28 protein-coding genes are annotated in these 24778 nt (G+C 67.8%); 14 read left to right on the forward strand and 14 right to left on the reverse strand.

Features of this window, described 5'->3' with window-relative positions; translation table 11 throughout:
- Positions 1 to 28 precede the first annotated feature (28 nt).
- Positions 29 to 478 carry a cyanase gene (gene cynS / locus ACFWPK_RS05005; protein ID WP_378913246.1) on the forward strand — a complete coding sequence of 150 codons (450 nt, stop codon included), beginning with the start codon at positions 29 to 31 and terminating at the stop codon, positions 476 to 478.
- Positions 479 to 851: 373 nt separating this feature from the next.
- Positions 852 to 1775 (forward strand): DUF3558 family protein, encoded by a 924-nt coding sequence (locus ACFWPK_RS05010; RefSeq protein WP_378913247.1) that lies wholly within the window; start codon positions 852 to 854, stop codon positions 1773 to 1775.
- A 93-nt stretch (positions 1776 to 1868) separates the two neighbouring features.
- Here ACFWPK_RS05010 and ACFWPK_RS05015 read toward each other — a convergent pair whose 3' ends face one another.
- On the reverse strand, positions 1869 to 2867 hold the full coding sequence (locus ACFWPK_RS05015; protein WP_378913248.1) for a DMT family transporter: 999 nt from the start codon (positions 2865 to 2867) through the stop codon (positions 1869 to 1871).
- 38 nt (positions 2868 to 2905) lie between these two features.
- Between ACFWPK_RS05015 and ACFWPK_RS05020 the strand changes: the two genes are divergently transcribed.
- Positions 2906 to 3436, forward strand: coding sequence for a CGNR zinc finger domain-containing protein (locus tag ACFWPK_RS05020; RefSeq protein ID WP_378913249.1), 531 nt, complete (start codon positions 2906 to 2908; stop codon positions 3434 to 3436).
- A 40-nt stretch (positions 3437 to 3476) separates the two neighbouring features.
- On the opposite strand, the gene ACFWPK_RS05025 is transcribed toward ACFWPK_RS05020, so the two are convergent.
- The gene (locus tag ACFWPK_RS05025; protein ID WP_378913250.1) at positions 3477 to 4148 is read right to left on the reverse strand and encodes a TetR/AcrR family transcriptional regulator C-terminal domain-containing protein; all 672 of its coding nucleotides are present in this window, start codon (positions 4146 to 4148) and stop codon (positions 3477 to 3479) included.
- Between the two features lie 114 nt (positions 4149 to 4262).
- Here ACFWPK_RS05025 and ACFWPK_RS05030 point away from each other — a divergent pair, with 114 nt between their 5' ends.
- Together ACFWPK_RS05030 and ACFWPK_RS05035 are read left to right on the forward strand one after the other, a co-directional pair.
- On the forward strand, positions 4263 to 4781 hold the full coding sequence (locus tag ACFWPK_RS05030; RefSeq protein ID WP_378913251.1) for a hypothetical protein: 519 nt from the start codon (positions 4263 to 4265) through the stop codon (positions 4779 to 4781).
- A 23-nt stretch (positions 4782 to 4804) separates the two neighbouring features.
- On the forward strand, positions 4805 to 6136 hold the full coding sequence (locus ACFWPK_RS05035) for a serine hydrolase domain-containing protein (RefSeq protein WP_378913252.1): 1332 nt from the start codon (positions 4805 to 4807) through the stop codon (positions 6134 to 6136).
- A 63-nt stretch (positions 6137 to 6199) separates the two neighbouring features.
- On the opposite strand, the gene ACFWPK_RS05040 is transcribed toward ACFWPK_RS05035, so the two are convergent.
- Both ACFWPK_RS05040 and ACFWPK_RS05045 read right to left on the reverse strand, forming a co-directional pair.
- A complete protein-coding gene (locus ACFWPK_RS05040) occupies positions 6200 to 6880 on the reverse strand; it encodes a hypothetical protein (RefSeq protein ID WP_378913253.1) in 681 nt (226 codons plus the stop codon).
- 56 nt (positions 6881 to 6936) lie between these two features.
- Complete coding sequence (locus ACFWPK_RS05045) at positions 6937 to 7947, reverse strand: aldo/keto reductase (RefSeq protein WP_378913254.1); 1011 nt, start codon at positions 7945 to 7947, stop codon at positions 6937 to 6939.
- 100 nt (positions 7948 to 8047) lie between these two features.
- On the opposite strand from ACFWPK_RS05045, the gene ACFWPK_RS05050 reads away from it, so the two are divergent.
- On the forward strand, positions 8048 to 8896 hold the full coding sequence (locus ACFWPK_RS05050) for a helix-turn-helix transcriptional regulator (RefSeq protein ID WP_378913255.1): 849 nt from the start codon (positions 8048 to 8050) through the stop codon (positions 8894 to 8896).
- Between the two features lie 4 nt (positions 8897 to 8900).
- Here ACFWPK_RS05050 and ACFWPK_RS05055 read toward each other — a convergent pair whose 3' ends face one another.
- Together ACFWPK_RS05055 and ACFWPK_RS05060 are read right to left on the reverse strand one after the other, a co-directional pair.
- Positions 8901 to 9542 (reverse strand): hypothetical protein, encoded by a 642-nt coding sequence (locus tag ACFWPK_RS05055; protein ID WP_378913256.1) that lies wholly within the window; start codon positions 9540 to 9542, stop codon positions 8901 to 8903.
- Between the two features lie 112 nt (positions 9543 to 9654).
- Positions 9655 to 10911, reverse strand: coding sequence for an FAD-dependent oxidoreductase (locus ACFWPK_RS05060; protein ID WP_378913257.1), 1257 nt, complete (start codon positions 10909 to 10911; stop codon positions 9655 to 9657).
- Positions 10912 to 11040: 129 nt separating this feature from the next.
- On the opposite strand from ACFWPK_RS05060, the gene ACFWPK_RS05065 reads away from it, so the two are divergent.
- Together ACFWPK_RS05065 and ACFWPK_RS05070 are read left to right on the forward strand one after the other, a co-directional pair.
- A complete protein-coding gene (locus tag ACFWPK_RS05065; protein WP_378913259.1) occupies positions 11041 to 11373 on the forward strand; it encodes an ArsR/SmtB family transcription factor in 333 nt (110 codons plus the stop codon).
- Positions 11370 to 11849, forward strand: a complete 480-nt coding sequence (locus ACFWPK_RS05070; RefSeq protein ID WP_378913260.1) for an SRPBCC family protein — start codon at positions 11370 to 11372, stop codon at positions 11847 to 11849. The genes ACFWPK_RS05065 and ACFWPK_RS05070 overlap by 4 nt, the downstream gene beginning before the upstream one ends.
- Before the next feature lie 63 nt (positions 11850 to 11912).
- Here the strand turns inward: ACFWPK_RS05070 and ACFWPK_RS05075 are convergent, their stop codons facing one another.
- From ACFWPK_RS05075 to ACFWPK_RS05095, 5 genes are all read right to left on the reverse strand, one after another.
- Positions 11913 to 12893, reverse strand: coding sequence for a pirin family protein (locus ACFWPK_RS05075; RefSeq protein ID WP_378913472.1), 981 nt, complete (start codon positions 12891 to 12893; stop codon positions 11913 to 11915).
- Positions 12894 to 12898: 5 nt separating this feature from the next.
- Positions 12899 to 13216 (reverse strand): GNAT family N-acetyltransferase, encoded by a 318-nt coding sequence (locus tag ACFWPK_RS05080; RefSeq protein ID WP_378913261.1) that lies wholly within the window; start codon positions 13214 to 13216, stop codon positions 12899 to 12901.
- Positions 13217 to 13226: 10 nt separating this feature from the next.
- On the reverse strand, positions 13227 to 14243 hold the full coding sequence (locus ACFWPK_RS05085; protein ID WP_378913262.1) for an aldo/keto reductase: 1017 nt from the start codon (positions 14241 to 14243) through the stop codon (positions 13227 to 13229).
- On the reverse strand, positions 14240 to 14701 hold the full coding sequence (locus ACFWPK_RS05090) for a MerR family transcriptional regulator (protein WP_378913263.1): 462 nt from the start codon (positions 14699 to 14701) through the stop codon (positions 14240 to 14242). The genes ACFWPK_RS05085 and ACFWPK_RS05090 overlap by 4 nt, the downstream gene beginning before the upstream one ends.
- A gap of 88 nt (positions 14702 to 14789) precedes the next feature.
- On the reverse strand, positions 14790 to 15158 hold the full coding sequence (locus ACFWPK_RS05095) for a VOC family protein (RefSeq protein ID WP_378913264.1): 369 nt from the start codon (positions 15156 to 15158) through the stop codon (positions 14790 to 14792).
- 106 nt (positions 15159 to 15264) lie between these two features.
- On the opposite strand from ACFWPK_RS05095, the gene ACFWPK_RS05100 reads away from it, so the two are divergent.
- On the forward strand, positions 15265 to 15468 hold the full coding sequence (locus ACFWPK_RS05100; protein ID WP_378913265.1) for a hypothetical protein: 204 nt from the start codon (positions 15265 to 15267) through the stop codon (positions 15466 to 15468).
- Positions 15469 to 15481: 13 nt separating this feature from the next.
- Here ACFWPK_RS05100 and ACFWPK_RS05105 read toward each other — a convergent pair whose 3' ends face one another.
- Complete coding sequence (locus ACFWPK_RS05105) at positions 15482 to 15973, reverse strand: SixA phosphatase family protein (protein ID WP_378913266.1); 492 nt, start codon at positions 15971 to 15973, stop codon at positions 15482 to 15484.
- A gap of 156 nt (positions 15974 to 16129) precedes the next feature.
- Between ACFWPK_RS05105 and ACFWPK_RS05110 the strand changes: the two genes are divergently transcribed.
- Positions 16130 to 17797, forward strand: coding sequence for an FAD-dependent oxidoreductase (locus tag ACFWPK_RS05110; RefSeq protein WP_378913267.1), 1668 nt, complete (start codon positions 16130 to 16132; stop codon positions 17795 to 17797).
- 32 nt (positions 17798 to 17829) lie between these two features.
- Here the strand turns inward: ACFWPK_RS05110 and ACFWPK_RS05115 are convergent, their stop codons facing one another.
- Entirely contained in the window at positions 17830 to 18603 is a 774-nt protein-coding gene (locus ACFWPK_RS05115) for an acyl-[acyl-carrier-protein] thioesterase (protein ID WP_378913268.1), read from the reverse strand.
- A gap of 189 nt (positions 18604 to 18792) precedes the next feature.
- Here ACFWPK_RS05115 and ACFWPK_RS05120 point away from each other — a divergent pair, with 189 nt between their 5' ends.
- From ACFWPK_RS05120 to ACFWPK_RS05135, 4 genes are all read left to right on the forward strand, one after another.
- Positions 18793 to 20904 (forward strand): protein kinase, encoded by a 2112-nt coding sequence (locus ACFWPK_RS05120; protein ID WP_378913269.1) that lies wholly within the window; start codon positions 18793 to 18795, stop codon positions 20902 to 20904.
- A gap of 54 nt (positions 20905 to 20958) precedes the next feature.
- Positions 20959 to 21933, forward strand: coding sequence for an NADPH:quinone oxidoreductase family protein (locus ACFWPK_RS05125; protein ID WP_378913270.1), 975 nt, complete (start codon positions 20959 to 20961; stop codon positions 21931 to 21933).
- A 62-nt stretch (positions 21934 to 21995) separates the two neighbouring features.
- Positions 21996 to 23108 carry a winged helix DNA-binding domain-containing protein gene (locus ACFWPK_RS05130; protein WP_378913271.1) on the forward strand — a complete coding sequence of 371 codons (1113 nt, stop codon included), beginning with the start codon at positions 21996 to 21998 and terminating at the stop codon, positions 23106 to 23108.
- Positions 23089 to 23268, forward strand: coding sequence for a hypothetical protein (locus ACFWPK_RS05135; protein WP_378913272.1), 180 nt, complete (start codon positions 23089 to 23091; stop codon positions 23266 to 23268). The genes ACFWPK_RS05130 and ACFWPK_RS05135 overlap by 20 nt, the downstream gene beginning before the upstream one ends.
- A 9-nt stretch (positions 23269 to 23277) precedes the next feature.
- On the opposite strand, the gene ACFWPK_RS05140 is transcribed toward ACFWPK_RS05135, so the two are convergent.
- On the reverse strand, positions 23278 to 24672 hold the full coding sequence (locus ACFWPK_RS05140; protein ID WP_378913273.1) for a lipase family protein: 1395 nt from the start codon (positions 24670 to 24672) through the stop codon (positions 23278 to 23280).
- Positions 24673 to 24778: the final 106 nt, after the last annotated feature.

Below are 24778 nucleotides of genomic sequence, written 5' to 3' on the forward strand. Positions count from 1 at the left end.
TGGCGGCGACCCCGACCTAGGAGCCCGCATGCAACCGATCCTGAGCAAGTCCGCCGCCGCCGACCTCATCGTCGCCGCCCGTATCCGCAAGGGTCTCACGTGGGCAGGCATCGCGGAATCGATTGGCGCGCCGCTCGTCTGGACCACGGCGGCCCTGCTCGGCCAGCACCCGATGACCGAGGAACAGGCCGCCGCCGTCTGCACCCTGCTCGATCTCGACGACACGGTCGCCGAAAGCCTGCGCCTCCAGCCCTCCCGCGGCGCCGACCCGGAAAAACTGGCCGACCCGACCATCTACCGCCTCGTCGAAGCGGTCTCGGTCTACGGCCCCGCCCTCAAAGAACTCATCCACGAGGAATTCGGCGACGGCATCATGAGCGCCATCAACTTCAACATCGACATCGCCCGCCGCCCCCACCCGGACGGCGACCGCGTCGTCATCACCCTGGACGGCAAATTCCTCGACTACCGCTGGTGATCCCGGCCGCGTGCGGCACGAGCCTGACGCTGTCGACGCGCCCGCCGAGGATTTGCGCGTAGGCCCACGAGGCAGTGCTTCCAGAGGTCGGCTGTGGTAGTTGTTGCGGGTGTTCCTGCCTTCGCGTCCGTACCTAATAGCGTTGTACGCCTTGGTGTTCACAGCGGGTTGCTCGATCGGGGGCGGTGGTACGACGGGAAGTGCTGTCCCCGAAGTCCGGTCGTATTCGGCGTTGCCTTCGTCATGCGAGGCGGTGGACGGGGCGGTAAGGGAGGCGTTAGGTCGGTTCGCTGGGTATCTGGACGACCCGGACGCACGATTGCAGGCCGCAGACATCGGAACGCCGCTCCGCGCGAACGAGCTGATCTGTACGGTGAGCTTCGATGCCGACCCGGTCCCCGCCGGTGATGTCATGCCTGTTGCTGGACCGCTGCTGCGCACCGTGACTATCGAGCTGAGCCGGGGTCCGGTTCTGCTGCCGCAGATTCACATCACGAGGCCGCCGATGGCGTCGAATGCCGTTGAGCGTGAGCACTTCAGCGCGCCGCGCAGGCTCGACGGAATCGGCGACGACGCGATGATCAGGGACCAGGATCAAGCCGGCGCGATGCGGAGCTGGGCGACCGCGGTGCTGGGTAACGTCAGCCTCGAGGTCGTCACATCCGGGATGGATTGGAGTGGCGGTGCGACGCCTCCGGTCTGGAGGTCGCTGACCATGCGTGACGACCTGAGCTCGGGTGCCGAGGCGATCCTCGCCGATCTTGCCCGTGAGTTGCCTGAAAGCCTGCCCGTCGCGACGAGTGAACCACCGTCTACTTCGACCGCTCCTCCCAGTGTGACTACTACCGCAGTACCTGTGCCCGTGTGGAACCCGTGCGGTATCCCTGAATCTGCCATTGCCGCTGCAGGATTGGACCCGTCGAAGAAGGAGAACGGCACCGGTGGCAGATGTCGATGGCACGGCGACGGGTACACGGTCGAGATCTTGGCGGGCGCGGAACCGTTTCATGAGGTGTACTACAGCCACTACGGCTGGTACCCGACGCCGCGACCGATCAAGATCCGAGATCGGCCCGCGCTCATGGTGGCGAAGGCCTTCGGTGGCGCTGGTGCCGACGTCGACGACGGCTACTGCGAGCTCGGGTTCGACACACCTTTCGGCACGAAGAACGGCATCCCGACCGGCCGTGTCAGCATCGAACTGTGGGACACCGTCGACCGCGAGCCTGCTGCGGTATGTAAGGACCTCGCCCGCTTGGCTGAACCACTCGTCGCTCACATCCCGCCCAGTCGATAGCAAGCGCTCGACAAGTCGATTTCAGCACGACGCTGCTGGTCCGTATGTCGGGTCGGGCAGTGTGACGGAATGAGTGTTGTCATGCCCGGCGGATCAGGGTTCAGGCCGCGTCAGCGAGATGGCGTCGGTGCGGGTGTCGGCCGGTGTCTCGGGGTCGCCGAGGGCGGGGGCGCTGGGTTCGCCGAGGCGGACGGTGACTACTCCGATGAGGATCAGTGTGCCGCCGAGTAGTTGGATGGGTCGGGGGGCTTCGCCGAGGAGGATCCAGGCGAAGATCAGGGCGGCGAGGACTTCGGTGAGGGCGACGAAGGAGGCCAGGCGGGAGCCGAGGCGGCGGGTGGCGGCGATGCCGGTGACGTAGGCGATGGCGGCGGTGACGATGCCGATGAGGAGGATGGGGATCCACCAGGGGGTGGTGAAGTCGGCGAAGACGACGGGTTCGGTGGTGGCGCGTAGGGGGACGATGCCCACGAGGCCTGCCAGGATCAGGGTGAGGCCGCCGATCAGGAGGCCGCCGCAGGCCAGGACGGTGCCGGGGAGGTCGCCGCCCTGGGCGGAGAGGACGAAATAGGCTGCGGCGCCGACCATCGCGGCCATGGCCCAGGCGATGCCGACCGGATCGGCCGACAGGCCCGAGGCCACATCGAGGACGAGGAGCAGCCCGGTGATGCCGAGAACCGCGCCGCCGATCGTGGCCGCGCCCGGCTGCTGCCGGTGGCGCACCCACAACCAGCCCACCACGGCGATCGGCGCGGTGTATTCGATCAGCAGCGCGGCGCCGACTTCCATGTGCGCGACGGCGTTGAAGTAGGCGAGCTGCGTGCCTGCCACGGCGACCAGCCCGTACGCGCCGATGAGACTCGCGTTGGCACGCACCAGTTTCCAGTCGCCTCGCAGCTGGGGGAGCGCGAGCGGCAGGAGCACCACCCCGGCGAGGATGACCCGTGCGGCGACGACGGCGGCCGCGCTCCACCCCGCGTTCATCAGCCCGCGCGCGAGCGGACCGGACAGACCGAACGAGGTGGCCGACGCCAGCGCGAGCAGCAGCCCGGATCGCATCCGGATCGTGCTGTCATGAGTCAAAGTCGCCATGACTAATGACGGTAAGCAGCCTGCGGTAATATGTCAATGTGGTTTTTGCTCATGACACCGAAGCGGCCCTGCTGGCGGCGGTCGAACTGGTCAATTCCGCCGAGGATCCCGACACCTTGACCGAAACGGCCCAGCTCGCCGAGTTCTTCGAACGACACGTCTACACGGGCGTGCACACCGGCGACCCCGCGGAACTGGCCGCTGTCCGGGCCTTGCGCGCGCCGCTACGCGCCATGCTCACCAGTGACCGCGATGCCGCCGTCACGCTCGTGAACAAGACCCTCGCCGAGCACCGCGCGGTGCCGCAGCTGGTCCGCCACGGCGACGTCGACTACCACGTGCACGCGGTCCCGCCGCAAGCCCCACTCCCGGTCCGCGTCGCCGTCGAAACCGCGATGGCGATGATCGATCTCATCCGCGCCGACGACATGAGCCGCCTGTCGATCTGTGCCGATGCCGACTGCGAGGGGCTGGTACTCGACCTGTCTCGCAACCGTTCCCGCCGCTATTGCAGCACCGCCTGCGGCAACCGCAACGCCGTCGCCGCATACCGCGCGCGCCAGAAGTAGTCCGCCGCAACGCGATCCGGCGTGCGGAACCTGCCACGATCTAGCCGCTCGGCAGCCGTTCCGCGAGCCCGTCGAGCAAAGCCGCGAGTCCGAACTCGAAACTCGCCACGGCCGTGAGGGTATCCATATCGGCACGCTCGAGCCGCGCCCGCAGCCGCGGGTACGGCTGCGCGATCTCGCTTGCCTCGTCGAGCGCGGCCTGCAATTCGACCGCTGGATCGCGATCTCCGCGCCCGAGCCGCCGCCGCAGTGACACGTCGGCCGCGGTGCCGGCGGCACTGCCGAGGATCAGCGTGAACACCGCCCCCATCGCTTGGTCGGCCGCGTCGTCGACGAACCCGGCGTTCTCGTACACCGTGAGCGAGACCTCATCGTGGCGAGCCTTGTTCGGCCCGTAGAGCAGGTAGCTCGACTGGGCCTGTGCCAGCCAGGGATGGCTGGTGATGGTTGTGTACAACCCGCGAGCCAGCTGTTCGGCGGCCGCGCGCCAGTCGGGCGAGCCGGGATCGGGCAGGGCGATTTCGCCCCAGGTCTCGTCGGCGGCCAGGCGGATCAGGTTGTCCTTGTTCTTCACATGCCAGTACATCGCGGTCGGCGCGGAGTCGAGCCGCTTGCCGAGGCTGCGCATGTTCAGCCCGTCCAGGCCTTCTTCGTCGAGTAGCTCGATCGCGGTGGCGACGATCTGTTCGCGGGTCAATGTCTCACGCGGCATGCCCCAACCATAGGGGCTCACCTGGCACTTTCACAAAGTTCAAGAAATCTCTTGCACTTAGTTCAAGTCGCGGGCTATTGTACTTTTACAAAGTTCAAGAAGGGATTGACCAGCATGAACGTCCTCCTCGCCACCATCGACCTCGCTATCGCCGCCGCATTCGTGAGCATGCCGATCGTGCGCAATCGCTACGGCGCGGCCGCCATGGCCACCGCCGAGTCCGAGCTGGCCCGGCAGGGCGTGCGTACCACCGCGCTCACCGAGAACGGCATGCGGTTCGACGCCAGCGGCCATGAGAGCGCCGCGCCGTTGAGCATCGCCGCGATCATGATCGCGCTCGCCGGGGTCAATCTCGCTGACCTGGCCGTCGCCCGGCCGCTGAACTGGGTGCTGTTGACGCTGGTGCTGCTCGGCAACGCCGTCATCGTCTACAGCAATCACACCGCCGTGAGCTCGGTGCGCGCCGCGTTCGGCCGCAAGGCTGATCCCGAACTGATCCGCATCGACGTTCCCGCACTGCTCGCGGCCGCCGAATCCGGCTTCCCCGCCTGGACCTGGCGGCTGCAGACGCTGCGCAACATCACCGTCTTCGGCGGCACCATCTTCGGCCTCGCCGCCCTCGCCCTTTCCTGAAACAGCAAGCAAGGAGAAGAATCATGTCCGATCTCGCCCAGTTCACCGCCGCTACCGCCACCGAATTCGGCATCCCAGGCCTAGCCGTCGGCGTTTTCGCCGACGGTCAGGAGATCTTCGCGACGCACGGCGTCACCGGCATCGACAACCCGCTTCCCATCACCCCCGACACCCTGTTCGCCGCCGGCTCGATCACCAAACCGGTGACCGCGACCGCGCTGATGCGGCTGGTCGCCGAGCGCAGAATCGACCTGAACGCGACTGTTCAGCAGTATGTTCCGGAATTCACGGCATCGATCGACATCACCGTAGGAGCCCTGCTCAACCACACCGCGGGCCTGGATTGGAACCTTCTCGTCGACACCGGCGAGGGTGACGACGCGCTCGCCGAGTTCGCCCGCCGGCTGAGCGATCTCCCGCCGATCGGCAAGCCCGGCGAACGCTCCTCCTACAGCCAGGCCGGTTTCAACCTCCTCGGCCGGGTCATCGAAACCGTCACCGGACAGAGTTTCGAGAGCGCGGTCCATGACCTCGTACTCGCGCCGGTCGGCATGAACAACAGCGTCTTTCAGCTCTCCGACGTCATCACCCGCCGCTTCGCGATCGGCCACGAACTCGGTGCCGACCACGAAGTGAGCGTCGTGCGGCCGTGGAAGGGCAACCGCGCCAACAATCCCGGCGGTGGCCTGGCCACGACCGTCGCCGATCAGTTGCGGTGGATGCGTGTGCACCTGGGGAAGGGCGACGTGCTGCCGGCCGACCTGCTCACCCGCATGCAGGAGCCGACCGTGCAGCTGCGGGCCAGTTCGCTCGGTGACGCGATCGGCCTGTGCTGGTTCGTTCGAGACATCGACGGTGTCCGCACCATCGGCCACGGCGGTTCGGGCTTCGGGCAGTTCGCCGAACTGCTTCTCGTCCCCGAACGTGACTTCGCGGTGGTCGTGATGGCCAACGCCGGTCCCGATGGCATCGCCTGCAACCAGCGGATCGTCCGCTGGGTCCTCGCGCACTACCTCGGCATCGACGACGTGGACCCGACGCCGCTGCCCTTCGACGCCACGTCCGCCGCGGAACTGCTCGGCCGCTACGAAATCGACGCGATGACCTTCGACATCACCGCGACCCCGTCGAGTTTGGTCCTCGAGGTCAGGATCAAGCCGGAGCTGCGCGCGGCCGACCAGGAACTCCCGCCCGACCACGCGCCGTTCGAGTTCGGCCTGCTGCCGGGCACTGGTGACGAATACATCATCACCTCAGGAGCTTTCGTCGGTCAGCGTGGGTACTTCAGCCGGGACGAGCACGGCGCGGTGGTCGGAGTCGACCTGGCCGGCCGGTTGTTCACGCGCATCGGCTAGCTCCAGTCGAGGCGTACCGCCGGGTTTCGATTGCCCGGCGGTACGGTCGTGTCGACTGCGCGCCTACCGGACCTTCGGACACTTCTTCCCCGCCAGATGACACTTGTCCTCGAAACCAGCGGGCAGCCAGGTGCCGGTCTTCAACAGCGGATGATGCGGAAAGTGTTGCAGCGCGGCAGTGACGAAAAGCAGTACGGCCCAGGGACTCTGGACCTGAATCTGCTGCAGCTTGCCTTCCCGGTCGGGGAACCGGCAGCCGATCCGATCCGGCGCGGTGAGGTCGATGGACTCGAGTGCCGACCAGTACAGCGAGAACGACCGTTCGGGGTTGGTCAGGTGCAACCGCCGGTCCGAGATCATCACCGACCCGGCCCGCTCGGCCACCCAGCGCGGTTGCGCGGCAGCCGCTGCCTGCGTGCGTCGCGTCCGGTTCGCGACCGCGTTGCCCAACTGCGCGGCCGCGGCGATCGGGGCCGGACCGGCGACGGGAACCTGACGACGAGTCCGGCTGCCATCGCCCGTCGTCCGCCACGTGTACCAGTTGACCGCGCCCTCGGCCAGGCCGACCTCACCGGGCTCGATCCGCACCCGCGTCGCCGTGTGCGGGATCAGCGCGACCTCACCGCGCGCCAGCAGATCGGCCACCCCGCACGTGTACAGCAGGTAGTCGTCGAACCACGTCCACCCGGCCTGTTCGGCCAGGGCGCGTTCGATATCGGCCAGCGGGTCGAACACCACTCTCATCACCACCCACCCGTGCGGACTTCTCCTGTCAACGTTAGCGGAGACGGGCGACGCGATCAGCGTTCGCTGTCCAGCACGGCCATCTGCTCAGCCGCGTAGCGCTCGCCCGCGACGGCGTCGGCGGGCGCTGCCGCTTCGATCACGGCCAGTTCGTCCGGTGTGAGTGAGATCGCGAGCGCCCCGAGCGTCTCGTCGAGGCGAGTGCGGCTCCGCGCGCCGATGACCGGCACCACGTCGGCACCTCGGCTCAGCACCCACGCGATCGCCAACTGTGCGACCGAAACCTGTTTCGTAGCAGCGATATCGGCGAGCGCCTCGACCAATCGCAGGTTCCGGGTGAGATTGTCGCCCTGGAACCGCGGGCTGTGCGCGCGGAAGTCGCCGACCTCCGATGGCCCACCGCTTCGGAAGGTATCGCTGAGCAGCCCACGCGAGAGCGCACCGTAGGCGGTGATGCCGGTGCCGAGTTGCCTTGCGACCGGGAGGATTTCCTTCTCGATGCCGCGCGAGATGAGCGAGTACTCGATCTGTAGATCGGCGATCGGATGCACGGCGGCGGCACGTCGCAAAGTGTCGGCACCGACCTCGGAGAGTCCGATATGGCGCACGTATCCCGCCTCGACGAGTTCGGCGATGGCGCCGACGGTGTCCTCGATCGGCACGTCGGGATCGAGCCGCGCGGGCCGGTAGATGTCGATGTGGTCGACGCCGAGCCGGGTCAGCGTGTAGGTGAGGAAGTTGCGGAGCGCGGCCGGGCGCCCGTCGAATCCGCCCCACGTCCCGCCCGGCCCGCGCAGCGCGCCGAACTTCACGCTGAGCACCACGTCCTCGCGGGCGCGTTCGGCGATGGCCTTGCCGATCAGCATTTCATTGTGACCTGCGCCGTAGAAGTCGCCGGTGTCGATCAGATCGATGCCCGCGTCGATGGCGGCGTGCACGGTCGCGGTCGATTCACGGTCGTCGGAGGCGCCGTACATGCCCGACATTCCCATGGCGCCGAGGCCGATGCGGCTGACGCGGGGGCCGGTCTCGCCGAGCGCGACGGTGGGGATCTGTGAGTTCGTCATGCTTCGAGCCTGCGGCGCGAGCGCGGACCGCGGCAGAGATCGTTCATCGGGGGATCGCCGGTCCCTGGTTGGGCGGCGCCGCGGCGCGCACCATGGAGAGATGGACCGATCCGAGCTGGCCGACTTCCTGCGCCGTCACCGGGAACTGCTCACCCCCGCCGACGTGGGCCTGCCGCCCGGCGTGCGCCGACGCACCCCCGGCCTGCGCCGCGATGAGGTCGCCCTGCTCACCGGCATGTCGACCGATTACTACACCCGGCTCGAACAAGCCCGCGGTCCACGCCCGTCCACCCAGGTGCTCGCCGCGCTGGCCCGCGCGCTCCGGCTGAGCGCCGATGAACGCGACCACTTGTTCCACCTGTGTGGCCATCAATCCCCGGACCGCGGGCTGCGCGACAAGCATGTCGGTCCCGGACTGCTGCACATGCTCGACAAACTCGACGACATCCCCGCCGCCGTGATCACCGATCTCGGCGAGGTCCTCGTGCAGAACCGCATGCACAGCCTGCTGGCGGGCGACCACAGCACCCGCCGCGGCCTCGACCGCTTCTACTCCTGGCGCTGGTTCACCGATCCATCGGCCAGAACGCTGTTCCCCGAATCGGATTGGCCCAGGATGAGCCGCAGCCACGTGGCCGATCTGCGCGCCACCGCGGCACGCCGGGCCGACGACGCCGAGGTCAGTAGTTTCATCGCCGAATTACGCAGCACCAGCGAGAAATTCGAAGAGCTGTGGAACGAACACGAAGTGGCCGTGCGGATCTCCGACACCAAACAGTTCCTGCACCCGGAGATCGGTCTGATCGATACGATCTGCGAAACCCTGCTCACCCCGAACGCGGCCCAGCGACTGCTCGTCTACCTGCCGCGCCCCGGCACCGACGCGGCGGAGAAGATGGCGCTACTGCGCGTGATCGGTACCCAGCTACTCAGCCCTACAACGCGATAGGCGATCAGGGCGCCCCGGTGACATAGGCCAGCGCGGTGTCGATCGCGGGCTGACCACCTGCCAAGGCGTACCCGGCGAGCGCGCCGATCGCCGCGCCCGCCACCGTGGCGACCGGGACGGTGATGAAGTCCAGAATGAACAGGCCGAGCGGGAAGCCGAGAACGAAACCGATGGCTGCCCCGATGGCGGCGCCCTCGATGATCTTCGGCTGCAGGCGTTGGGTTTCGGCGAAGAAGCGTTCCTGTGCGCTGATGTCGCGCACCGGTGCGGTGGATTCGCTGATCGGGGTGAGAGTCAGGCTGGTGCCCTTCTCGTCGATCGACGGGGTGAGCGGCACCGCGTGCTCGCCGACGCGCACGACCATCGGCAGCGCGGCGAGCACGGCACCCGATTCATCGGTCACCGCGACAACTTTCGCGTCGTGGACGAGCTGGAACCGCCCCGTGTCGATGCTGGTGACCACCGCGCGCCGATCGTCGGTCGCGCTCACCTGGTAGTTCAGGCCCTTGTCCACCCCACGCAGCGAAGGTGCCGGGGTCGGCTGTTCGGCGACAACCGCAGTGGGCTCGGCGTGCCCGTTTCCGGCCGCCGCCACGATGACCCCCAGCGCGAGCAGTGCCGCCCCGACCCCAGTGCCGATCCTCATCCCGCAAGCCTCCTGCTGCTCAATCCGGTCCGATTAGTCCCGTTCGTCGCGGCAAACCTAGCCGTTGTGGCCCGTTTCGGAAAGTCGAGCGCCGGCTGGGCGGTAGGGCGGATCAGCGTGTCGCGCTCGACGGTTCGGCGCCGGTCGGTGGACGTCGCGCGAACTCCGGTGCGTGCTCGGGGCGCAGGCCGATGCCGCCGAGGTAGGCGGTGAGTCCGGCGAGCGCGGGCACGGCGTCGACGACGCGCAGCGGCAGGGGCGCGGTGTGCAGGGTTCCCCGCAGCGCGGGCCCGATGAGCATGTCGTGCTCGCCACGCTGGGATCGCTGGGTGAAGCTCGCGGGCAGCATCCGCCTGCGCTGCACCTTTTCCAGGTCGGCTGTCTGCACGGTGCCGTCGAGCAGTGGCTGCGCCAGGATGCGCGCGGCCGCCACGGCGTCCTGCACCGCGAGGTTGACCCCGACCCCACCGACTGGTGACATGGTGTGCGCGGCATCGCCGATGCACAGCAGGCCGGGCACATACCACCGGTCGAGCATGCCCACCGTGACCTCGAGCAGCTTGACGTCGTCCCAGGTCCGGATCGCCGCCGTCGCCTCGGTGGACCAGCCGAAGAGTTCGGTGACGCGATCACGCAGCCACCCCACGTCGTGCGCGGTGCGAAGCGCTGTGTCGCAGCCCTTCTCGATGATGTAGCCGGTCTGGTAGTAATCGCCGCGATCGATGGCCACCGCGGAGTTGCCGCTGGTGAAGCGGGCCTGCACAGCTCCGCCGTCGATATCGTCCACCGCTTTGGGGACGCGGAAGAACCACATGTCCATCGGCACGTCCTCCATTCGCTGACGCAGGCCCGCGGCCTCGCGCGTCACGGAATCGCGTCCGTCGCAGGCGATCACGAGATCGGCGCGCAACGCGTGTTCGGCACCGTCGGCATCGAGGTAGCGCACGCCTGCCACCCGGCCCGCCTCCTCGATCAGCCCGATCGCGGTCGCGCGCATGCGCAACGTGAAGGACGGTTCTTCGGCGGCGGCGCTGGTCAGCAGGTCGAGGAAGTCCCATTGCGGCACCATGGCGATGTGGCGGTACTTGCCGGGAATCCGCGTGAGATCGGCGGCGACCACCATGCGGTCGCCCGCGTACATGCACATCCGGGTCAGCTCGGAGCGCGGCAACCTGGCGAACTCGGCGCCGAGCCCCAGTTCGTCGATCAGCCGCACGGTCGAGGGGTGCACCGTGTCGCCGCGGAAATCCCGGAGGAAGTCGGCATGTTTTTCCAGCACGGTGACTTCGACACCGGCTCTGGCCAGGAGTAGTCCGGCCATCGTGCCCGCGGGGCCACCGCCGACGATGCAGCATGCGGTCTTGTCCATGAGTTCTTCCCCCTCGATGATTTTCCCACCACGTTCTACGACAAAGCGTAGTAGTTAATCCGTTGGCACGTCCAGGGTTTTGCCGAAAGGGCCTTGACCGGATGGGACCGCTGCATAATACTGAACTAGATGGTTCAGTATGACTTCCTAGACGCCTCGTTCGGGGCGCTCGCGGACCCCACACGGCGGGGCATCCTCGAGCAGCTCGGACGTGGGCCCGCGAGTATCAGCGAGTTGGCCGAGCGGTTCGAGATGACCCTGACCGGCATCAAGAAGCACATCGGGTTGCTCGAGGACGCGGGCATGGTGGTCACCGAGAAGCGTGGGCGGGTGCGCTACTGCCGCATCTCCGAGCGCGTCTTCGATCGTGAGGTGGCCTGGATGCAGGGTTATCGGCAGATGCTCGAGGCCCGGATGGACCGTCTCGGTGAATTCCTGCAACGAACGGAGCCAGAGCAATGAGTACAACCACCAACGACGCGGTCATCACCTCCACCTCGGACCGCGAAGTCCACATCGAACGCGATTTCGACGCGCCGCTGGACCGGGTGTGGGACGCCTACAGCCGCATCGAGCAGCTCTCGCGCTGGTGGGGTCGTGGACACGTAGTCGACGTCGAGCGCTGGGAGTTCCGCAAGGGCGGGCACTGGCGGTTCGTCGAACACGACGGCGACGAGTCCTACGGATTCGAAGGCCGCTTCCGCGAGATCACCCCGAAGGAACGCATCGTGCAGTCCTTCGAATGGGACGGCATGCCCGCCCACATCAGCATCGACTCGACCACCTTCACCGATCTCGGCGACGGCCGCACCAGGGTCGCCACCGACAGCATCTTCCACACGGCCGAGGAATGCGCCGGCATGCTCGACTCGGGCATGGAGGTCGGCCTCAACGACAGCTACCGCGCCCTCGACGCCCTGCTGGCCGGCGGTCGCTGAACGCGCGAACCCGATGCGGCGCCGGGGAGCCCGCATCGGGTTCCCGCGTGGTCTGATCCCGGGTCAGAGGTGAGTGCAGCCGGTCGCTCGCTTGCGCGGCTTCAAACGCAACGGAGGCAGGGGCGGGGCGGGTATCCGCTCGTCGGGGGAATGGCCGACGACGGTGGGAAAGCGACTGGTATCGCGGGCTTCCCACGCCGCACGGGCATCGACGATCTCCTCGTGACTGCGTGCGACGAAGTTCCACCACATCACGAGTTCCTCGGCGAAGGGTTCGCCACCGACCAGCGCGAAATGCGCGCCGTCGGAGCTGGAAAGGCGCAGTTCGGCGCGGTCGGTGCCCAGATACAGCAGCGGCCCCGGGGTGAGTTCGGTGCCGTCGATCGTCACCGTGCCCTCGATCACCAGCACGGCGTGCTCGAACGCGCGATCCAGCGGGAGCGACACCTCGGCGTCGGGATCGAGCACGATGTCGGCCCCGACGATCGGTGTGTAGGCCTTCGCGGGTGAGGCGACACCGCCCAGCGCGCCGATCAGCACGGTGGCGCGCAGTCCCGGCGCCGCGTAGGTCGGCAGTTCGCGATGCTGCTCGAAGTGCGGGTCGATGCCGGTGGCGGTGCCGGGCAGCGCGATCCACAACTGGAGGCCGTGGCCCGCTTCGGCGCCGGGCACGCCGAACTCCGAATGCGCGATGCCGCGACCGGAGGTCATCAGGTTCAGCTGTCCCGGCTCGATCTCGACGTCGGAGCCCACCGAATCGCGATGCCGGATGCGGCCGTCGAGCGGCCAGGTCACCGTCTGCAAGCCGATGTGGGGGTGCGGCAGGATGTCGGGGGAGGCGCCGGCCTCGGTCGCGGCGGCCGAACCGAACCGGTCGAGGAAACACCACGCACCGACGGTCGGCAGATCCCGTTGCGGCAGTGTGCGTTCCACGTACACCCCGCGCACCCCGCCGAGCGGGACCTCCCTGGCCGGATACAACTCGGCGATCGGACCCGGGCGCGGCGACGGTTCACACAGCGCCTCGTCCGGGTCGACCTCCATGTCGCTCACGGCAGGATGCCCTTGCCCACCACATGCGCGTCGTACTCGGGGTGTTTGTCCAGCCAGCCACGGATGAACGGGCAGTGCGCGGTGATGGTGCGACCGCGCGCGATCACGTCCTCGACGGCCTGGCGGGCGAGTACCCCGCCGAGCCCTTTGCCCGCGAACGCGTCGTCGATCTCGGTGTGGATGAAATCGGTGTCGTTGTCGCGCTCGATGTACTCGGCGAAGCCTGCGAGCTCGTCGTCGAGGAACACGTCGTAGCGGTTCTTCTCCACGTTGCGCACGACGCGGCGCTGCGGATCGGCGGTGGCATCGGTCATGGCCGCGATCCTATTCGCGCCCGGCCGAGGTGAACGACATATCCGCGTACCGGGCGCCTGCCACGTGTCCGGCGATCGGTTCCAGCGTCGCCAGTTCGTCGGATGACAGACGCACGGACGCCGCGGCGACGTTGTCGGCCAGCCTGGTCCGCTTGCGGGTACCGGGGATCGGCACCACGGACACGTTGTGCGCACCCGCCCTCGCATGCACCCACGCGAGGGCGACTTGGGCCTGGGTGATGTCGTGCGCCGCCGCGATCGCGGCCAACGGCGCGAGCAATTCGGCGTTGTGCTCGGCGTTGTCGCCGGTGAAGCGAGGCTGGAACCGACGGAAGTCCTTGTCGCTCAGATCTTTCGCCGAGGTGAACGCGCCCGTGAGAAAACCGCGACCCAGCGGCGAGTACGGAACGAACGTCACACCCAGTTCGGCCGCGGCGGGCACCGCGGTGCGTTCCACGTCGCGGGAGAACAGCGACCATTCCGACTGCAGCGCCGCGATCGGGTGCACCGCGTGCGCGGCGCGCAGCTCGTCACCGGTCACCTCGGACAACCCCAGCGCCCGCACCTTGCCCGCCGCGACCAGTTCGGCCATCGCGGCGACGGTCTCCTCGATCGGCACCCCGGGATCGCGCCGGTGCATGTAGTACAGGTCGATCGTGTCGACGCCGAGCCTGCGCAGGCTGGCCTCGACCGACGCGCGGATGTAGGCGGGGGAGTTGTCGAAGCCGCGGAAGGACGGGTCGTCGGCCTTGCGCACGATGCCGAATTTCGTGGCGATCAGCAGGTTTTCGCGGTTGGCACGGACGAAATCGGCCAGGAATTCCTCGTTGTGGCCGGAGCCGTACACATCGGCGGTGTCGAACAGGGTGACGCCGAGTTCGAGTGCGTGGTCGAGGGTGGCCCGCGATTCGGCCGCATCGGTGTCACCGTAGAACTCGCTGATGCCCATGCAGCCGAGCCCCTGTGTCCCGACCAGCGGTCCGTCGGCGCCCAGAGTGGTGGTGGGCAGTGTCGCGGTGGTGCTCATGTGTCGCTTCCTTCGCTCGTGTGCACGGTGATCGTGGCGGGACGGACCACATCGGATCGGCCTTCGTAGATGGCGATCTTGTAGTCGAGAACGGCCACGGTCTGTTGCAGCTCCGCGATTTTGTCGAGCACGTCGGATCGGGTCTGCCGGAACATCTCCAGCCGCTCCGGGTAGGTCTGCTCACCTGCCCGTACCAGTTCGGCGTAGCGGATCATGTCGGCCACCGGCATGCCGGTCAGGCGCAGCCGCCCGATCAGCGCCAGCCACTCCAGGTCGCGGTCGCTGAACCGGCGGTTGCCGGTGTGATCGCGACCGATGTAGCCCATCAGCCCGATCCGCTCGTACCAGCGCAGGGTGTCGCGGCTCAGGCCCGATTGCTGGGCCACCTGGCCGATCGAATACCTCGGGCGCTCGTGCTCGTCGTCGCTGTCGGCGCGTAGCGCTGCGTCCTGATCCATCGTGCTCGTCCCTTCCCGTGGAACTTCCTCAGACGCTATCCACCTGGAGTGCACTCCAAGCAAGACCTATTCTCACGGGCGGGCGAATTCAGCTGTAGTTCGGCAGCTCCTGGATAGCCCACTTGTTGCCGTCGGGGTCGGCGAAGAAGGTGAACCGGCCCCAGCCCATGTCCTCGACGGGGGTGGCTTCCACGCCTGCCGCGATCAGCTGTTCATAGGCCTTGTCGGCGCTGGCCACGACCATCTGCATGCCCTCGACACTGCCCGGCGCGGCGCTGGTGAGCCCGCGCCCGATGCAGATCGAACATCCCGAACCCGGCGGAGTGAGCTGCACGAACCGGATCTCCGGGCTCGGTGTGTGGTCGTGATCGGCGTTGAAGCCGATGCTGGTGTAGAAATCCTTGGCCCGGTCGACATCGGTGACCGGGATGGCAACGAGTTCGATTTTCCATTCCATGCGGTCAAGCATCGTTGCGGGGTCCGACAGAAACAAGGCGCGGATCACATGTCCGTGCGCGCCAAGCGTGTGTACCGGGGTGCCGCAGAAACGTAGTGTGGATCACATGGCTGGTAAGGACATCGACCGCGTCAGGGCCCGCTCGGCTTGGGAAACGGTCAAGGAGAGCCCGGTGATCACCGCGATCGCGGTGGCGCCGGTGGTACTCGTGCTAGGCGTGGTCTGGGCGCTGACGAACGGATTCGTCGCGTTCCTGCTCCTCGCGCTGCTGGGGGTGGGCATCGTCGTCGGCGGCAAGTTGTTGAAGTGAGCCACCGCGTGACTCAGCGCGGGACGTGGAATGACGTGAGTTCGCCCGTTCCGGGGCCCAGTTGTGCCCACGGCCGGTCGAATTCGAGCACGGCCAGCGCCGAGGTGGGGAACTTGCGGCTGAGTTCGGTCGCCTGATCGGATTCGCGGTTGCTCGCCAGTTCCCACGCGGTCCAGGGGATCCCTGGAACGTGGCCGACGACGAGCAGCGTCGAGATCGAGTCGTCGGTGAGCCCGATCAGTTCCATCAGGGTGTGCGGGTTCGCGTCGTAGATGTCGTCGGTGTACTCGACCGGCGCCGTGATGCCGGTGGCGGCCAGCGTCTGCCTGGTGCGCTCGGCCGTCGAGCAGCGCACGGCGTCGATCGGCGGCTGGGAGGCGCGCAGCCAGGCGCCGGCCAGCGCCGCTTCGCGCTCGCCACGCGGTGCCAGCGGGCGGGCGTGGTCGTCGACATTGTCGGGGTAGGCCGATTTTCCGTGCCGCATCAAGATCAGGGTCGCCACCATGAGACCACCGTAATCCTGGGCAGCGGTGAGGTCGCGGTCACACTCGAGGCACACTGAAAGGTGCGTCACCGATGATGTGCCCGCGGCTCACCCGCCGCGGGCCCGTCCCGGCGGCGCCTCGAGCCACCGACCACACATTTCGAGGATCTGCACCCTATGGCCTACGTCATCACGCAGCGTTGTTGCAACGACGCCAGCTGCGTCACCGAATGCCCGGTCGACTGCATCCGCCCGACTCCGGATCAACCGGAGTTCGCCACGGCGGAAATGCTGTACATCGACCCTGACACCTGCATCGACTGCGGTGCCTGCGTCGACGCGTGCCCGGTGGACGCGATCTTCTCCGAGGACGACCTGCTCGCCTCGCTGGCCAGGTATCGCGAGATCAACGCGGCCTACTTCCAGCGCCACCCGCTCGAGTCGAACTTCGACCCGCTGAGCACGCCTGCCCGCCCGCCCAAGAGTCTGGGCACGCTGCGGGTCGCGATCGTCGGTGCGGGCCCCGCGGCCTGCTACGCCGCCGACGAACTGCTGCGGCGCAGCGATGTCGAGGTCGAGATGTTCGACCGGCTACCGACCCCGTGGGGTCTGGTGCGCGCGGGCGTCGCCCCCGATCACGCGGGCACAAAGGGCGTCGCCGAGATGTTCGAGTCGGCGTTCCGTCGCGACTCGCTGCAGTACTACCTCAATGTCGAGGTCGGTGAGCACATCGATCACCAGGAGCTCCTCGACCACCACCACGCGGTGATCTACGCCGTCGGTGCCTCGAGCGACCGCTCGCTCGACATCCCCGGCGAGGACCTGCCCGGCAGCCACTCGGCCACCGAGTTCGTGGCCTGGTACAACGGCCACCCCGATTTCGCCGACCGCGAGTTCGACCTGTCCGGCGAGCGCGCGGTGATCGTCGGCAACGGCAACGTCGCCCTCGATGTGGCGCGCGTGCTCACCGGCGACCCCGACGAGCTCGCCAAGACCGATATCGCCGACCACACGCTGGACGCCCTGCGTCGCAGCAAGATTCGCGAGGTTGTGATCCTCGGTCGGCGCGGCCCGCTGCAGGCCGCCTACAGTTCGCCGGAGTTCCTGGCGCTCACCCATCGCAACGGCGTCGATGTGATCGTCGACCCCGCCGATGTCGAACTCGACCCGCACAGCCGTGCGGTGCTCGACGATCCGAACATCGAACCCTCGTTGCGCCTGAAGTACGAACTCGCGCAAGAGTATTCGACGGCGAAGTCCGACCCGGCGAACAAGCGGATCGTCTTCCGCTACCTCGCCGCGCCGACCGCGGTGCACGGCACCGACGCGGTCACCGCGATCGAGTTCGCGCACAACGAATTGACCGAGGAGAACGGGCAATTGGTGGCCACCGCCACCGACCGCACCGAAACCATCGACACCGGACTGGTACTGCGCGCGATCGGCTACCGCGGCGTGCCCGTCGCAGGCCTGCCCTTCGACGAGCGCCGTGGCACGGTGCCGAGCGAGCACGGCCGGGTCCTCGACGCGACCGAGCCCGTCCCCGGTGTCTATGTCTCCGGCTGGATCAAGCGCGGCCCGCGCGGGGTGATCGGCTCCAACCGGGTCGACGCCGAGGAAACCGTCGAAGCGGTGATCGCCGACTTCATCGCGGGCAAACTCACCGCACCGACCGGCGACCGGGCCGCCCTGCGCGCACTGCTCGCGCAGCGTCAGCCCGATCTGGTCGACCGCAAGGGCTGGAAGACCATCGACCAGGCCGAGAAGACCGCGGGCAAGGCGGCAGGCAGGCCGCGGGTCAAGTTCACGACCCGCGCCGACCTGCTCAAGGCCGCGAAGGGGTAGCCGATGGCCCCGGTCCCTAGATGGGTCCGGGGCTATTGGGGGAGCGGCATGATTCTGACGACGGTCGTGGTGACGCCGCCGACCACGAACCACAGCCGCAGCACCGTTTGCCCGTTCCGGTCACCCGGTTCGTGGCGGGCGCGCACGGTGATGTGCTCGCGGGCCAGCACCGGTGCCACGTACTCGATCACGGCGCGGTGCGGTCCGGCGACCAGCTTCGGGAAGTCGACGAGGAACTGTTCGACGGCCTGCCAGTAGCAGGCATTGTTGACGTGGTTGTACTGGTCGATATCGGTGGCGCGGACCGGGAACGGCAGGTCCGTATCGGACTCGCGTGGTGCCGGATCGGTGAGATAGGGCCGCCAGCGCAGGCGATGCTCGTCGGTGGACCGGGCCAGGTAGGCGAGGCCGTCGTCGCTGATCCGGGCGGGCAGATTGCTCGATTCGCTGAGGTTGATCCAGAATCCCTCGGTCTCGATCAGCCCGCCGCGTTCGCTGGTGATCCGCGTGCGCATGTTCGTCCACCGGGTGGACATCGACGAACACCAGCGCTCGAGATGCACGTGATCGGGCCAGACGACCGGGCGGATCACGTCGATGACGGTGCGGCGCACGATCCAGGTGGGATCGGTGAGATGCAGAGCCGTCTGATTCAGCTCGTCCCAGGCGATATCGGACAGGTAGCGCGCCACGGCATCCAGGCGCAGTCGTTGATAAGGATCCACGTCGCCGGCCCGGACAGGCCACGCCGTGGCGAAACCCGTGCCCTCCTCGGGAAGCGGGGCCAGTGGCTGATCGAGTGACACGTGTGCTCCTTGCGCGGCACACCAGGGTGCGCCGCGACTTCTTGCGTAGTTCTGTAGACGACTTTACGGGTCGCAGATCACACCCTCGCGGCGAGTCGGGACTAGGGGTACCAGGTGACGATCACCAAGGGGGTAGGAGCGCGGTTGTCCTACATGACAGACCTATCCGCGCCCAGGTAGCCTGCTTGAATGGCCGGCGGAGCAATGGCGGGCTCGATGTTCGGGCGCTATGAAATTCGCAGACTTATCGGAGTCGGCGGTATGGGGGAGGTCTACGAGGCCTACGACACCTCCAAGAATCGTGTTGTCGCCCTCAAGATGCTCAACCGCGAACTCGCCACCGACCCCACCTTCGTGCAGCGCTTCCGCCGCGAATCGCACGCGATGGCGAGCGTGCAGGAACCGCACGTCATCCCGGTGCACGACTGGGGCGAGGTCGACGGCGTCCTGTACATCGACATGCGCCTGGTCAAGGGCGTCGATCTCAAGGAGCGGCTCCAGCAGTACGGCAAGCTCACCCCTGTCGAGGCGGTGCAGGTGATCGAGCAGATCGCGTTCGCGCTCGATGCCGCGCACGAGGCAGGCCTGGTCCATCGCGACGTGAAACCGGCCAACATCCTGCTCACCGGCAACCTGTTCGCCTATCTGGTCGACTTCGGCATCGCCCACGCCGCCACCGATCCGCAGCTCACCAGCGCGGGCAGCGCGGTCGGTTCCATGGCGTACATGGCGCCGGAGCGGTTCGAGAGCGTGCCGATGTCGGCGTCGGTGGACACCTACGCGCTCACCTGTGTGCTCTACGAATGCCTGGTCGGCCGGGTGCCGTTCCCGGTGAACAGCCTCGCGGGCGCGATCGGCTCGCATCAGATGGCGCCCGCCCCGCGCCCCAGCGCCGCCGATCCCACGCTCACCACCTTCGACCCGGTTATCGAGCGCGGCATGGCCAAGCGCCCCGACCAGCGCTACGCCTCGCCCATCGACCTGGCCCGTGCCGCCAGAGCCGCGCTGATCCAGGCCGAGCGCTCCACTCCCGCAACGGTATCCGGCCCTCGAATCGAGATCACCGGCCCGCAGACGCCACCGCACCGCTCCGACGTTCCGCCGTCCCCACCGACAACCCGCGGCTCCGCTGTCGTCCCAGCCGACTCACAACCCCCGCCGACCCGGGACTCTGCGGCTCTTTCGCGCGACTCGCAACCCCTGCCGACCCGGGACTCCGCGGCTCTGCCGCGCGACTCGCACCCTGCTCGGGACCCTGCGGCGTTTTCGCCCGACTCGCAGTCGCCCCCGACTCGGGACTCGGCGGCCCTCTCGCGCGACTCGCACTCGCCGCCGACCCGTGGCGCGGCTGCCGTCCCGGCAGACTCACAGTCCCCGCCGACTCGCGCTTCCGCGGCCCTGTCGGCCGAGTCGTCGCCGGCAACCCGTGCTTCGGCGGCTTTCTCCGCCGGATCGCTGTCGTCGCCGACAACTCGAGGGCCGGCCCGATCCGCGACCGGTGCCGGTTCATTCACCCCGATACCTCGCGTCACGGGTCCGCAACCCGCGGAACCGAATTCGACGCGTCGCGTGACAGGCCCACAATCGGCCGAACCGCAGCCGATGCGTCGCGTGACCGAACCCCGGCCCACACGCGCGGCAGGACACGAGTCCACGGTCGTTCGGGCATCACAACGGGTGGTCGGTCCCAGCCAGGGGAGTGGGTACACCCATCCCTCGGCGCCGATACCGATTCCCCCGCAACGTAATTCGGCGACACCACTGCTGGTCGGCGCGCTGGGCTCGCTGATCGCGCTGGCGGCGGTCGGCATCGGGGTGTGGTTCATGATGAGCGTCGATGACCGTCGCAACGTGGCCGTCCCGCCATCGCTCGATTCCGGCGTCGTCGAACCGTCCGTGATCGACACCGCGAGCCAGACGTATGCCTCCACAGCACAGTTGCCCACCGAAACCACCGTCCCGCCGCTGCGGTCGAGTGTCACCGGCGCCGACGGTCAGGGCTTCCTTTCTGGAGGCCCGCGCTGTCATGACAACGACGCCGCGATGTCCATCGCCCGCACCACCCAATCGCGAGTGGTCATCTGCCACACCGGTGATCAGCGCTATTACTACAAGGGTGTCCGGGTCAATGACGGCGCCGTCATCACGCTCAACGATCCGGTGCCCAACGGCGACGGCTCGTTCATCGCGACCAACTACACCGACGGCACCCAGTACCTGCTCAGTGCCGACGGTCTCACCATCACCGTTCCAGGTAAACCGCCGTTCAGCGAAACGGTGACCGAGTTCGCCCATCGTTGAACCGCTCGCCGGGTTATGTTCGCGGGTGAATGTCATCGCAGAGAGGTGTCGGAAATGCGCGCAGCCCAGATCGGCAAGTTGGACGGACCGTCGGCGATCGAGATCGTCGAGCTGCCCGAGCCCGTGGCCTATCCGGGCGGTGTCCTGATCGACGTGCACGCCGCGGGCATCGCCTTCCCCGATGTGCTGATGACGCGCGGTCTCTATCAGATGAAGCCGGGCCTGCCCTTCGTCGTCGGCGGCGAGGTGGCCGGGGTCGTGCGCGAGGCACCGGAGGGGTCGTCGCTGCGCCCCGGTGACCGGGTCGCAGCGCTGACCATGCTGGGCAACGGTGTCGCCGAGGTGGCGGTGTCGCCCGAGCACGCCGTGTTCGCGCTGCCCGACAACATCTCCCTCGAAGCGGGCGCGGGCGTGCTGTTCAACGACCTCACCGTCCACTTCTGCCTGACCAAGCGTGGCAGGCTGGCCGAGGGCGAGACGGTCCTGGTGCACGGTGCGGCAGGCGGGGTCGGCACCTCCACCCTGCGGATGGCCAAGGCGCTCGGCGCGGGCCGGGTGATCGCGGTGGTGAGCACCGACGAGAAAGCCCAGGTGGCCAAGGCCAATGGCGCCACCGACGTGGTACTCACCGACGGCTGGCTCGCCGCGGTGAAGGAACTGACCGGCGGTCGCGGCGTCGATATCGTCCTCGACCCGGTCGGTGGCGACCGCTTCACCGATAGCGTGCGCTCGCTGGCGGGCGGCGGCAGGCTGCTGGTTGTCGGCTTCACGGCGGGGGAGATCCCGACGGTGAAGGTGAATCGCCTGCTGCTCAAGAACGTGGAGGTCGTCGGTGCCGCCTGGGGCGAATGGGTGATGACCCACCCCACCTACCTCGCCGAACAGTGGTCCGAGATCGCGCCGCTGCTCGCCTCCGGCGCGATTCCCGCTCCCGATCCGGTGCTGTACCCGTTGGAGAGCACCGCCGAAGCCGTTGCGGCACTGGATAACCGGACCGCAACCGGCAAGGTGGTCGTGCAGCTGCGCTGACCCGGATGTCAGCGGTCGGCGGTAATGTCGGCGGATCATCGCGGGCCGACGGAGGAACTCGAATGCAGCTGTCGAATCGAACGCTCAACCGGACCTTGCTGGCCCGGCAGCATCTGCTGGAGCGCTCCACGCTGACCGCCGCCCAGATGTGTGACCATCTGATCGGTTTGCAGGCGCAAGACGTACCGCCGCCGTTCGTCGGGTTATGGAGTCGGATAGCCGATTTCGATCCCGCGACGGTGACGAACGGCCTCGATGACCGGTCACTCGTCCGGATCACCTTGATGCGCGGCACGATTCACCTCGTCACGCCGCCGGACGCGCTACGCATCGCACCCCACATCCAGCCGGTTCTGGAAAACGCGCCGTTCCGTAAGGGTTTCAACTTCGGCGCGATGGTCGGCCTCGACCCCGACGAGGTGCGTGCGCACGGTGAGGCGGCGCTGGGCGAAGAACCGATGTCGACGGCGGACCTGCGCGCCGCAGCCGCCCGCTGCTACTCCGACCGCGACCCCGGTGCCGTCATGCAGACCTGGCTGTACCAACTCCCCGTCCTGCAAACGCCGCCGCGTGGCCGCTGGCGCGACAACAGCCGCCCGGTCTGGTCGCGGATCCAGCCCTGGCTGGGCGCACCACTCGACCCGACCTACCCGGCATCGGAACTGATCCTGCGCTACCTGCGCGCGTTCGGTCCCGCGAGCACGATGGACATGCAGGCCTGGTCACGGCTGCCTGCCATGAAGAAGGCCGTCACCGAACTCGGCGACCGGGTCCGCACCTACACCGACGACCGCGGCCGCACCCTCTACGACGCCGCCGACCTCGAACTCGCCGATCCCGACCTGCCGGCCCCCGTCCGGCTGCTGGGTTGGTTCGACAACGCCCTGCTCTCGCACAAGGACCGCTCCCGCATCGTCGGCGACACCTCCGCACCGCCCCTGCGCACCTTCACGACCAATGTCTCGCCGATCCTGATCGACGGTTTCCTTGCCGGGATGTACAAGATCTTCGTCAACGGTGGCACCGCCCGGCTGTGCGTCAGCCCGAATCGTGACTGGACGAAAGCCGAAGCGGCGCAGGTGGAACCGGAGGCGGTGGCGCTGCTGGACTTCCTCGAACCCGAGAGCGAGCCGGTCGTGGAGATCCTGGCACCGGGTGCGGACCTGCGCCCGTGACAGCGCCTTAACGTCGAGGCAACACACCGAGCAGGGCTGGACACCCGCCGTCGACGACGACCGCATCCGCGATGTGCTCGCGGTCCGCGCCGTCCTCGACGGTCTCGCCGCCGCCGAGGCGCACGTGCACGGCCTGCTGACCAGGCTCGCCCGGCAGTGACCTCGTCGGCTACTTGACGCCGATCGGCTTGCCGAAGAACGACGCGAACGTCTCGCCGAAGGTGGCGGCCAGCAGGCTCAGACCCTCCGGGTTCAGCGCCATCAGCGTGTCGTCCTTGATGCTGCATCCCGCCTCGGCGGGTACTCCGTCGAGGCGCTCACGGACCCAGAGCAGGGCGGTGGCGACACCGGACAGCTGGGTGGTGATGTGCTCGCCGAGGTGCTCGCGGGTGTAGCGGACCTGGGCATCGGGGTTCTGGCAGTAGGTGTCGACCAGGGTGTTCACCGGGCCGACCGGAATCAGCTCATCGGGGTTGGCGTTCCAGATGAACATCGGCATATCCGGCAGGGACTTACCCATGCGCGTCTTGTCGAGCACATCGCGGACGACGGGGTGCTCCAACGGATCACCCGGTACTCGCAGCATCCCGGTGATGTTCAGGAACGGGAACAGGATGGTGTTGTACTGGACGCACAGCTTGCCCTTCACCTGCGCCAGCGACTGGCCGAACGGATCGAGGTCGCGGTTCAGCAGGTCGGCGAACTCCGGATACTCGCGGGCGAGCCCGAGGATGGCCGCCATGATCATGCCCGACCACAGCTGGTTGTTGCCGACTTCGACGATGGCTCCGAGGTCGGCGGGTACACCGCCCTCGGCGGCGCCGACGATGTTGAGTTCCGGGGCGTAGCTCTGCTTCAGCTCCGCCGCGTGACCGGTCGCGATCGCGCCGCCGGAGTAGCCGAACAGCGCCGTGCGCACGTCGGGTGAGAGTCGCATCTGTTCGAAGTTCTCGGCGGCGCGGATGCCGTCGAGGGTGATTCGGCCTGCGAGCGGCCCGGCCGCGAAGGCATCGTCGGGCCCCTGATGGTCGGGAATCACCACGCCCCAGCCCTGCTGCACCGCGCCCTGGGCGATCACGAACTCCGCCGGTGTGACGATCTGGCCGGCCAGCGCGGCCACCGACCACTGCTGCATGGCGTAGGACGGCGCGCAGTATCCGGCGAGCGAGTCTTCCGCGCCCTGCATCGACAGCAGTTTGTCGGGCGCTGATCCCCGCGGTTTCAAGACGGTCGCGACCGCGGCGATCGCTTCGTCACGGCTGTTGTTCGATCGGTAGGACAGTTGCCAGGCATCGACGTTCACCGGAATCAAGCCAAGGTTCGCCACGTTCACCTGCCGCGCGGCGATGATCTCGCCGGGAGCCTTTCCGGCGAACAGCTCCGGGGACGGGCGGTAGAAGCCCGGATCCAGCTCGGGCGGCAGCGGGACCGCCGCGGCCGGCTGCACGATGACCGGGTCCGCTGCCACCGGTGTCGCCGTGAACACCGTCAGAGTCGCGATTCCCGCTGCTAGACCGGCAAAGCCGCGAGAAATCCGTTTCGAGGAGGTCACGCCTCGCTCCATCCACTCCTGAGTCAGACACCAGCGTCTAACATTTCGCCCACTATGGCACAGCAGTGATGCCCGTCTCAAATGTTCGCGCGAATGCGCTGGCTCACTCACCGCCTCG

It is taken from the genome of Nocardia sp. NPDC058519, assembly GCF_042719755.1.
Taxonomy (GTDB): Bacteria; Actinomycetota; Actinomycetes; order Mycobacteriales; family Mycobacteriaceae; genus Nocardia.